Annotated in this window: 7 protein-coding genes; 4 read left to right on the top strand and 3 right to left on the bottom strand. The window is 71.8% G+C overall.

The features are described from left to right. Positions 1-95: 95 nt before the first annotated feature. Positions 96-1,559: an MMPL family transporter gene (locus AB0C29_RS11380; RefSeq protein WP_360818593.1), complete on the top strand. Its 1,464-nt coding sequence runs from the start codon at positions 96-98 to the stop codon at positions 1,557-1,559. 172 nt (positions 1,560-1,731) lie between these two features. Here AB0C29_RS11380 and AB0C29_RS11375 read toward each other — a convergent pair whose 3' ends face one another. Both AB0C29_RS11375 and AB0C29_RS11370 read right to left on the bottom strand, forming a co-directional pair. Next, positions 1,732-1,905 carry a CsbD family protein gene (locus tag AB0C29_RS11375; protein WP_360551198.1) on the bottom strand — a complete coding sequence of 58 codons (174 nt, stop codon included), beginning with the start codon at positions 1,903-1,905 and terminating at the stop codon, positions 1,732-1,734. Positions 1,906-1,988: 83 nt separating this feature from the next. After that, positions 1,989-4,298, bottom strand: a complete 2,310-nt coding sequence (locus AB0C29_RS11370) for an EAL domain-containing protein (protein ID WP_360818590.1) — start codon at positions 4,296-4,298, stop codon at positions 1,989-1,991. Between the two features lie 236 nt (positions 4,299-4,534). Between AB0C29_RS11370 and AB0C29_RS11365 the strand changes: the two genes are divergently transcribed. Both AB0C29_RS11365 and crcB read left to right on the top strand, forming a co-directional pair. Further along, a complete protein-coding gene (locus tag AB0C29_RS11365; RefSeq protein WP_360818587.1) occupies positions 4,535-4,933 on the top strand; it encodes a CrcB family protein in 399 nt (132 codons plus the stop codon). Then, positions 4,930-5,289, top strand: a complete 360-nt coding sequence (gene crcB / locus AB0C29_RS11360; protein WP_360818584.1) for a fluoride efflux transporter CrcB — start codon at positions 4,930-4,932, stop codon at positions 5,287-5,289. The genes AB0C29_RS11365 and crcB overlap by 4 nt, the downstream gene beginning before the upstream one ends. Before the next feature lie 12 nt (positions 5,290-5,301). Here the strand turns inward: crcB and AB0C29_RS11355 are convergent, their stop codons facing one another. Beyond that, positions 5,302-8,088: a BTAD domain-containing putative transcriptional regulator gene (locus AB0C29_RS11355; protein WP_360818581.1), complete on the bottom strand. Its 2,787-nt coding sequence runs from the start codon at positions 8,086-8,088 to the stop codon at positions 5,302-5,304. Positions 8,089-8,248: 160 nt separating this feature from the next. Here AB0C29_RS11355 and AB0C29_RS11350 point away from each other — a divergent pair, with 160 nt between their 5' ends. Further along, positions 8,249-8,584, top strand: a complete 336-nt coding sequence (locus AB0C29_RS11350) for a hypothetical protein (RefSeq protein WP_360551208.1) — start codon at positions 8,249-8,251, stop codon at positions 8,582-8,584. Positions 8,585-8,831 lie beyond the last annotated feature (247 nt).

The raw sequence follows: 8,831 nt of genomic DNA, 5'->3' as shown, positions 1-8,831 counted from the left end.
CCCGCGCCCGCCCCCCCCCCCCCCCCGGGGCGCGCCCGGGCCCGGGGGGGGGGGGCCGCCCCCCCCCCCCGACCGTCGACACCACCACGCACGTCATGCTGCTCGTCGGCCTCGCCGTCGGCGTCGACTACTGCCTCTTCTACATCCGCCGGGAACGCGACGAGCGCCGCAACGGGGCCGATCCGCACCGGGCCCTGCTGATCGCCGCGCAGACCTCCGGGCGGTCCATCTGGATCTCCGGTCTCACCGTCATCGTGGCCATGGCCGGCATGTTCTTCACCATGGACGCCACGTTCACCAGCTTCGGGATGGCCACCATCCTGGTCGTCGCGACCGCCGTCCTCGGCTCGCTGACCGTGCTCCCAGCACTGCTCTCGGCGCTGGGCGACCGGGTCGACGCGATCAAGATCCCCGGCCTGTACCGGCGGCGCACCGAGGGCCGGGTCTGGCGCTGGGTGCTGCGGGTGGTGCTGGCCAAGCCGCTGATCTCGACCGTCGTCGCCGTCGGCGTGCTCGCCGCGCTGGCCGCGCCGGCGCTGGACCTGCGCACCAAGGGCGAGAGCATCGAGGACGTCTCGCCGAAGCAGCCGATCGTGCAGACCATGACGGCGATCAGCCGGGCGTTCCCCGCCGAGGTGGTGCCGGCCGAGGTGGTGGTCAAGGCGCAGACCGTCAAGGGACCGCGGTTCGAGGCCGCGCTGGCCGACTTCCGCCGCGCCGCGGCGGCGAGCGGGCAGCTGCGCGAGCCCATCGACGTGCGGGTCAATCCGGCCGGGACGGTAGCGGTCGTCTCGGTCGGCCTGGCCGGCAACGGCAGCGACCGTACGTCGGAACGGGCCGTCGAGACCCTGCGGACGACTGTGGCCCCGGGTGCCTTCGGCAAGCTCGCCGGAGCGACGGTGGCGGTCACGGGTGACACCGCCGAGGGAATGGACTTCAACAAGCGGCTGACCGACTCGCTGCCCTGGGTGTTCGGCTTCGTCCTGGGCCTGGCGTTCCTGCTGCTGCTGGTGTCGTTCCGGTCCGTGGTCGTCGCGGTGACCGGCGTGGTGCTGAACCTGCTGTCGGTCGCCGCCGCCTACGGCATGCTGGTGTTCGTCTTCCAGTACGGCCACTTCGAGTCGGCGCTCGACTTCAAGTCCGGCGGCGGGATCACCAACTGGATGCCGCTTTTCCTGTTCATCATCCTGTTCGGCCTGTCGATGGACTACCACGTCTTCGTGCTGAGCCGGATCCGCGAGGGTCACGACCGTGGCCTGGCGACCAAGCAGGCGGTCAGCGAGGGCATCGGTCGTACCGCCGGCGTGATCACCAGCGCGGCGATGGTGATGGTGGCGGTCTTCGCCCTCTTCGCCACCCTGCCGCTGATCTCGACCAAGGAGCTGGGCGTGGGCCTGGCCGCCGCGGTCCTGCTGGACGCCACGATCATCCGGGCGGTCCTGCTGCCCGCGGTGATGGCCCTGCTGGGCGACAAGAACTGGTGGCTGCCCCGCTGGCTGAACTGGCTCCCGGCGGTGGCCCACGACCTGCCCCCGGCTCCGGCCCCGCAGCCGCTCTAGACACGCCACCACCCCCCGCCCCTCTGCCGTACGCGCGCTGGGGGGCGCCCCCTGGGCCCCACCCCCTTTCCGTTTGTGCGAAATCTTCAGCCCGGCGCACCCGCAACGGCCTGGAACAGCAGCCTCATCGGGCTGGTGTCACGGGACGTTCTCCGGCACGCGTAGCGGAAAATCAGGACTTGAAAGCGTCCTTGATGTTCTCGCCGGCCTGCTTGAGCTTCGAGCTGGACTGGTCGGCCTTGCCCTCGGCCTCGAGGGACTTGTCGTCAGTCGCCTTGCCGAGGCCTTCCTTGACCTTGCCGCCCAGCTCTTCGGACTTGTTGTCAATCTTGTCGTCGGCAGCCATGGTGACCTCCAGGTGTGTGGCCTACGCACACTCAGGTACCCGGACGTCCGGTTCGCAATCCTCTTCCCCGGAGGAAAAGGCGCTCAGCCGGTCATCTGCCACTGCGGGACCGGCGTCAGTGACGTCGGCTCGCGCAGCAGCTCGCCGAACTTCTCCGCCGGCATCGGGCGGGCGAAGTAGTAGCCCTGCGCCGCGGTGTAGCCCAGCGCCAGCAGCTGCTCCGCCTGCTCGGCCGTCTCGACCCCCTCGGCCACCGCGTGCAGGCCCAGCGCCTGGGCCAGGTGGATGACCGCCGCGGCGACCGGCGGACGGCCGTCGACCTGCGCCTGGGTGAAGGACCGGTCCAGCTTGATCTCGTCGATCGGGCAGTCGTGCAGCAGCGTCAGCGTCGAATGGCCGGTGCCGAAGTCGTCCAGCGACACCCGTACGCCGAGCGCCCGCAGCCGGTGCAGGTTGGTGACCGGCTGGCCCGGTTCCAGGGCCATGGTCTCGGTGATCTCCAGCACGATCCGGTCGGGGGCCAGGCCGTACCCGCGCAGCAGCGCCCCCACCTCGTCCGCGAAGCCGGGTTCGCGCAGGTCCCGGGCCGACACGTTGACGTTCAGCACGCCCGGGGCCGGCTCGCCGTAGGCGGCGATCCACTCCGCGAGCTGGGCGAACGCCGTGCGCATGACCCAGCGCCCGAGCGGCACGATCAGGCCGGTGCGCTCGGCGACCGGGATGAACGCGTCCGGGGCCAGCGTGCCGCGGGTCGGATGGGCCCACCGGACCAGTGCCTCGCAGCCCAGCACCCGGCCGTCGTCGAGCGAGACGATCGGCTGGTAGAGCAGGAAGAGCTGGTTGCCGGTGATCGCCTCACGCAGTTCGGCGCCGAGATGGGCGTGCTCGGTGCCGTGCGCCGCCATGCTCGGCTCGTAGTGCAGGTACGCCGTGCCGGCCAGCTTCTTGGCCGCGTACATGGCGATGTCCGCGTGCCGCAGCAGCACCGACGGCTCGTCGCCGGTACGCCCGTCGGCGATGCCGATGCTGGCCCGGATCGGCAGCTCGTGACCGTCGGCGTAGACCGGCTGGTGCAGCGCGTTCATCATCCGTTCGGCGGCCAGGTCGGCGGCCGCTGGATCGGCGTCGTCCAGGACCACCACGAACTCGTCGCCGCCCAGGCGGGCCACGGTGTCGCGGGCCCGTACGCAGTCCGCGAGCCGCCGGGCCACGCCGACCAGCAGCAGGTCACCGACCTCGTGCCCGAGGGTGTCGTTGACCTCCTTGAAATCGTCCAGGTCGATCAGGGCCACCGCCACCGGGCGGTCGGTCGCGCCGGTCAGCGCCTGCTGCAGCCGGGTGTGGAAGAGCGCCCGGTTCGGCAGCTGGGTGAGCGCGTCGTGGGTGGCGCCGTGGTCCAGCTCGCTCAGCAGCCGGTTGTTGTCCCGGAACGCGATGAGCTGACGCAGCACCACCAGCGCCGTGGTCAGCACGGCGGCGACGACCACGGCCAGCTCGTCGGCGTCCTTGCCCAGGGTGACCGTCAGCAGCAGACCGTCGACCGCGGCGACCGCCAGGTACGGCAGCAGGCTGAACGAGCGCCGCGGCGGGGCGACGATGTCGCGGCGCGCGCCGAGCCCGGCGGCCCGCTGCCGCATCGCGGCCATGGTGGCGAAGAAGTAGACGATCGGCGTGCAGGCCATGTCCGGGAACAGGTACGGATCCGCGGCTTCGAACGGTCCCCGGAACAGCGGTCCCACGGCCCCGATCAACATGGCGGCGGCGATCAGCCGCAGCGCGCCGTTGTTGACGTAGAGGTGGCTGGAGAGCACGAACTTGGCCACGGCGAACACCGCGAGCAGCGCGATCACGGTGACGAACAGGGAGGTGTAGACGGCGGTGCGGTCGCTGTCACCCAGGGCGTCGCGGGTGGCGTAGTGCCAGATGAACACCGCGGCGGCGATCATGACGGTGCCCGCGTCCAGGAAGACCCGCAGCAGCTCGCCCCGCGACTGGCGGCCCAGTGGGAGCCGGAAGAGGGCGTACATGATGGCGCCGACGCCGGCCGTGCAGAAGGCCAGCATGACCGGCCCGGTGTGGTTGCCGACCGGGTCGTCGCTGGTCAGCACGTTGAAGGCCTGGACGGTGATGCCGATGCTGACCAGGGCGAGCGCGCAGGAGAGGTGCCGCCAGAAGCGCCGGGTCGGCTCGGGCAGCGTCGTTGTGCGGGCGGTGCGCAGGAAAGCCAGAAACGTGACGATCGGGCCGAGAACGGACGGGAGCCACAGCACGGCCTTGGGCTCGAACGGGTGCACGTAGTCGGCCAGCACGCCGAGAACGGCCAGGGCGGCGATGGCGCCCGAGGCCGGTACCAGCCGGTCACGAGGCGTGGCTGCCACCTCAGAACCGCCCATCCGTCAACTCCCTCACCTCGTCCGCCTATCGTCCTGATCGGTAGTTCCAGCAGGTTCGTGAGCGATTGGGGCCCGGACGCCCCAGGTTTCCCGGGCTCAAGATCATCGCCTACAGTGGATCACCGGAAGCCCGAGAAACTCGCGAGGGAGCGTGCCGCTCTCCCCGGAACGAGGCCGGGGGTGGACGCCGCCACGTCCGCTCCCGGCCTCCCGGACGTCTGGACTAGCGTGAACGCGTGGCGCAGGACCCGGACCCGAGACCGCCGCTCCCGGTCCTCGCAGCGATCTCAGCGGGCGGCGTGCTGGGCGCGGTGTCCCGGTACGGCATCAGCGTGGCCTGGCCCCACGACCCGCGCGGCTTCCCCTGGTCCACCTGGATCGTCAACGTGACCGGCTGCCTGCTGATCGGGGTCCTGATGGTGCTGATCGCCGGACTGCGCCCGCAACAACGCCTGATCCGCCCGTTCTGGGGCGTGGGGGTGCTCGGCGGTTACACGACCTTCTCCACGGCGAGCGTCGACGTGCTGCGCGCGGCGCCGGGCACCGGGCTGATCTACCTGGGCCTGACGCTGATCGGCGCCCTGCTCGCGGTCTGGGCCGGTACGGCAGCGACGGAAGCGGTGCTGCGGCGATGACAGTGCTGCTGGTGGCCCTGGGCGCGGCGATCGGGGCGCCGCTGCGGTACCTCACGGACCGGGCGGTCCAGGCCCGGCACTCGTCGACGTTCCCGTGGGGCACGTTCACGGTCAACGTGGCGGGCTCGATGCTGCTGGGCTATCTGATCGGTCTGCCGGTGGCGGCTTGGCTGTCGGCGTTGCTGGGGACGGGGTTCTGTGGGGCGCTGACCACGTACTCGACGTTCAGTTTCGAGACGTTGCGGTTGGTGCGGGAGGGGGAGCGGGTGCTGGCTGGGGCGTACGCGATCGGCAGTGTGCTCGCCGGACTGGGTGCGGCTTATGTCGGATTGCTGCTGGCCCAAGCGGCGAGCTGAGCGGATCGCGGCTCACCTGGCGTCCAGGGCGGCGAGGGCCTCCCGTACCTGATCGGTGTCTTGATGATCCACCGCATCGCAGAGGGCCAGCTGCCGGCGCAGGTGCCCGGCCGCCGCCTCGAGGTCACCCAGGGCGGTACGGGCCCAGGCCGACGCCTCCAGAGCCTCGATCTCCAGCAGGTCGTCGCGTGCCTGCTCAGCCGTCGCGACGGCGTGCTCGGCCGGTCCGAGCGCCTCCGCGGGCCGGTTGCCGGACCGGTGTGCCCCGGCGAGCCGGAGCAGGATCTCGGCGACGTCCCGAGCGGCGCAGTGGTCCCGGGCGATGGCCAGGGCGCGGCTGTAGTGCTCGACGGCGGCTTCGTAGCGACCGGCGAGCTCCTGAGCCTCGCCGAGATTGCTCTGGATCAGGGCGCGCAGGTGGTTGGCCGCCGGCAGGGACTCGGCCAGCTGTCCCGCTTCCCCGAGCCGCCCGATCGCGTCCGCGGGTCGTCCCGCGTTGTTGTGCACCGCGCCGAGATTGACCAGCGCCGTCGCGGCTCCCAGCGTGTCACCGAGGTCGAGGCGCAGCTCGTACGCGCGGCGACAGCAGGCAGCCGCGTCGTCGTGCTGATCGAGCAGGCTGAACGGAATGGCCAGCCGGCTGGTGATCATCGCCTCGCCGGGCCGGTCGCCGGCTCGCGCCGCCGCCCGCGCCGCCGCTGTGTAGAGCGTGATCCAGCGTCGCACGTGCCGGCGCCGGACCAGCCAGCCGTACAGCGCCGCGGCGATCTGCCAGCCGAGATCCGGTTGCGACGCACAGGCCCGCTCGGCCGCGGCCAGGAGGTTGTCCGCCTCGCCGTCGAGCCACTCCATCGCGGTGTCGGCGTCGGCGAACCGGACCGGCTCCGGCGGCGACGCGAAATTGGGACGCTCGGCCGGACGCAGGACGCGGTCGGCGGCATTCGCCATGTCCCGGTACCAGAGGAGCAGGCGCCGCATCGCCGCGTCCGGCGCCTCGGGCAGGCGCGCGGCCAGGTCGCGCGCCACCAGGCGAACCAGGTCGTGCATGCGGTAGCGGCCCTCCTCGGTGCGGTGCACCAGGTGCACCGCCGTCAGGCCGTCGAGCGACGCCCGCACCTCGGCGGCACTCAGATCCGCCAGCGCCGCGCACGAGTCGATGGCCGGGAGGCGTCCGGGATGAACACCGAGCAGCGCCAGCATGCGGCCGGTGGCGGCGTCCAGGGAACGGATCGAGGCGGCGAGCGCCCGGCGGATGGACACGTCGTCGATCGCGAGGACACCGAGACGGACCTCCTCGTCCTCGAGCTCACGGACGAGAGCGTCCGCCCCGATGGCGTCACCCAGCCGGGCGGCGACGACCCGCAGGGCCAGGGGAAGGCGATCAGACAGGTCGACGAGCCGATCGAGCGTGGCCCGGTCGGCCGCCACCGGCCCGCTGATCGACTCGACGAGCGCCGTCGCGTCGCGATGATCCAGTGGCGCCAGCACGAGCCGGAAGGCGTTCTGCACGGCCACCAGCCCGTCGAGCCGGCTGCGGCTCGTGACGACCACCATGCAGCTGCCGCCTCCCGGCATGAGCGGGCGGATCTGCTGCGCGGTGGCCGCGTTGTCGAACAGCAGCAGAACCTTGCGGCCGGCCAGCTGGGACCGGAGGTCGGCGGCCGCCTCCTCCGGATCGTGAGCGGCCTGCGCGGCCGGCACATCCAGGGCCCGCATGACGCGGTCGATCACCGCGGTCACCGTCATCGGCGGCTCGTCGCCGAACCCGTGCAGGTCGACATAGATGTGGCCGTCCGGGAACTGGTGCTGCACGGACCAGCACCAGCGCAGGGCCAAGGCCGTCTTGCCCACGCCCGCGGGGCCGGTGATGATGACGGGAGACGCTGCGGCGGCATCGGTACGACAGGACCGCTCCAGCGCCCGCAGCTCGTCGTCGCGGCCGACGAAGTCCTTCGGGGCGGCCGGCAACTGCGCCGGCACCGGGCGAGCCGCAACCGCCCGGAGCCGGACCGGAGCCGGTGGCGGCGGCCGGGCCGGCGCGGCGACGGCGGGATCGTCGCGGAGGATCGCCTGCTCGAGGTGCTGGAGGTCGGCACCCGGCTCCAGGCCGAAATCGGCGATCAGCCGGGCCCGGGCCGTCCGGAACACCTCCAGCGCCTCGGTCTTACGACCGGCCCGGTGCAGGGCCAGCATGAGCTGACCGGCCAGCGGCTCCGCGGTGGGCTGACGCGACACCAGCTCGGACAGCTCGTCGATGACGGCCGCGTGACGACCGAGGGCCAGCTCGAGCTCGAAGCGGTCGACGAGCGCACCGAGCCACCGTCGTTCGAGGCGCTCGCGGCAGCGCTCGATCCAGCCGCTCGACAACCCGTCGAACGCCACGCCGCGCCACAGGCACAGTGCCTCCCGTAACAGGTCGAGCCGGGTGGAAAGCGCCGGCGCCTGACGGGCCTGCTCGACCGTGGCGGTGAAGCGGAGCACGTCGATCGCGTCGGCGGGCACCTCGACGGTGTAAGCGCCGGCCCGGTGGTGCAGCTGCACCCCGACGCCCCGCAACGTCGACCGCAGGCGCGCCACGTAGGTGTAGAGGACATCGCGGGCGCGGGCCGGCGGATCGTCACCCCACACCCGGCTGACGAGGGTGGCGGTCGGCACCGGGCGCTGCCCGTCCAGCAACAGCGCGACGAGCACGCAGCGCTGGCGCGCGGGCCCGAGCTCGACCCGCTCGCCGCGGTGCCACAGCTCGACCGGGCCGAGCAGCCGGAACTCCATGACGCTTCCCCCGTGGAGCGCATCCACCATCGAACGGTATCAGTGTGCTGGTGCCGCCGGTGGCCCCGTCGGCGCTGGTGGCGGCCCCTGTTCAAGGTTCGCGCTGAGGACTTCTCAAGGGGCGGTGCCTAGCTTCATGGAGGTCAAGTCCCAGCAATGGTCCGCACGGCAGAACACAGGAGGATCGATGCGTTTCTCGAGCAGGTCGCTGGTCGCGGCCGGAGTATTCGTACTGGCCCTGGGCGCGTGGGGGGCACCCGCGCAGGCTCACGTCATGACCGGTTACCAGGGCCTGGACAAGGCGTGGATCTCCAGCGACCACCGATCGATCACGGTGCAGGACAAAGAATGCGACAACCACGGCGTCTTCGCGGTCGTGAACCTCAGCGGGGGCGGCAGCACGAGCGTCAGTGACCCGGACGGGTGCAGCGGGAACACCGGTTTCCGCACCACGGGCGCGATCGCCAGCTTCTACGTCTGCGAGAACCAGGAAGGCTGCGGCGACACCGTCCGCGTCCAGTAGCGCCCGGCGAACGGCCCCCGTCCCCGGGCGGAGGCCGTGCCGCCCGGCCGGACATCTTTTCGCTGATACGGAGTTGAAACTGTTTCGGGACAGCAGACGATCTTGCATGTTGTTAGCGTCCGACAGGTGAACGACCAGCCCTCGCGCCCCACCTCGCCGGCCGCACCGAACCCGGCGGCCGATCCCACCGCGGCTCCGGCTCCGGCCCCCGCCGCCCCGGCTCCCGCGGCCTGGGACCCGACCGCGG

The sequence above is a fragment of the Actinoplanes sp. NPDC048791 genome, assembly GCF_040650095.1.
Lineage (GTDB): Bacteria > Actinomycetota > Actinomycetes > Mycobacteriales > Micromonosporaceae > Actinoplanes.
Note: the sequence above shows the minus strand (reverse complement) of the source record. Positions and strands in the feature narration are given on the sequence as shown.